Consider the following 1,427-nt stretch of genomic DNA (forward strand, 5'->3'; position numbering starts at 1 on the left):
CCGATATCGGCCAGGTCAATCGCGGCGCCGCCGAAACCGGCTCGGCCTCGGAAGAGGTGCTGAACTCGGCCAAGACGCTGTCGAGCGAAAGCACCAGGCTGCGCGCCGAGCTCGACCGGTTCATGGCCAATATCCGGGCGGCGTAGGGCACTTGCTCCGATTTCGCCTCGGTCTTTCCCGTGGCGACGGTCCGTCCCCGCGTCACCTAACCGCGGGTTGCGACGCGCCAAGTTTACCGCGGCTTATCCTTTGCCATTTACCGTGCATTTGAGTCGGGGAGCGGGCTGCTCCCGGGCTGCGCCTGGTTTTCCGCGAATGGAATGGGGTGGGGGAATGTCCGTGAAGTCGAAGCCGAGCTCATCGAAGCTCTTCACCTTGCGTTTTCGTGCAAAAATCATTCTCGGCTTCGTGGCGGTGCTGGCCATCCTCGCCGTCAGCATGGCCTTTGCCTATTTCGGCTTCGAGCGAATTGCGGGTGCCGTCGCGTCCTACCGGACCAGTGTGGCGGAAGCAGACCTGGCGCGGACCATCGATCGCGAATTAATCAGCTATCAGGGGCTGACCCGGGCCTACACGCTGACCGGTGCCCCGGACGACGAAACGGCGGCCAAGGCGGCCGAAGAGAGTCTGAAGGCGGCGATCGCCAGGTCGATGTCGGCCACAACGGGTGCAGCACGTCGCGAGCAAGTCGGCAAGCTCGAGGCCGAGTTCCAGCGCTTCGCAAAGGTGTTCGGCGAAATCATCACGCTGACGCGTGAGAACAACAAGATTGCGACCGACGAGTTGAACAGCGTCGGCAACAAGATCCGCTTCAAGTTCGACGACCTCGCCGACACTGCGGCGCTTGCCGGGCTTGCATCGGTCCAGACCACGGCCAAGGACATCACCTCGCAATATCTAGCGGTCTCCACCTCGGTCAGCGCCTTTGTCGCCAAGCCGGAGCCGAAGGCCGCCGACGGCGTGGTCGCCCGGATCAAGTTTCTGGAGACGCTGCTGGTCTCGATCTACGCCAACGACCAGAAGATCACCGACCGAGTCACCGAGATCGGTGGCCTGCTGAAGCAGTACCGCGCGTCGTTTGCAAAGCTTTCCGACAACGTGAAAATCATCGTCAAGTCGAACGGCGAGATGACCAAGACGGCCGCGTCCATCCTCAAGCTCTCGGGCGAGTTGCGGTCGGACCTGTCGGCCGATCAGCAGCGCATCGAGGCGAGCGCCAATCTGACGATCGGGGAAACCGAGCGGCTGATGCTGATGCTGGCGCTGGGTGGTCTTGCCATCGGTGCTGTGCTGGCCCTGATGCTCGGCAATGGCATCTCGCGGCCGATGATTGCGATGTGCAAGGCGATGCGCGAGCTTGCTTCTGGCAATTTCGACGTCGTGCTGCCGGGCCTCGGCCGCAAGGACGAGATCGGCGAGATGGCCGG

1 protein-coding gene is annotated in these 1,427 nt (G+C 62.9%); it reads left to right on the plus strand.

All coding sequences use genetic code 11. From position 1 onward, the window contains the following. Positions 1-333: 333 nt before the first annotated feature. The coding region (locus ABID59_RS37340) for a HAMP domain-containing protein (protein WP_354086667.1) at positions 334-1,427 on the plus strand (1,094 nt) is incomplete at its 3' end.

Source organism: Bradyrhizobium sp. S3.3.6 (assembly GCF_040546905.1).
Taxonomy (GTDB): domain Bacteria; phylum Pseudomonadota; class Alphaproteobacteria; order Rhizobiales; family Xanthobacteraceae; genus Bradyrhizobium; species Bradyrhizobium cytisi.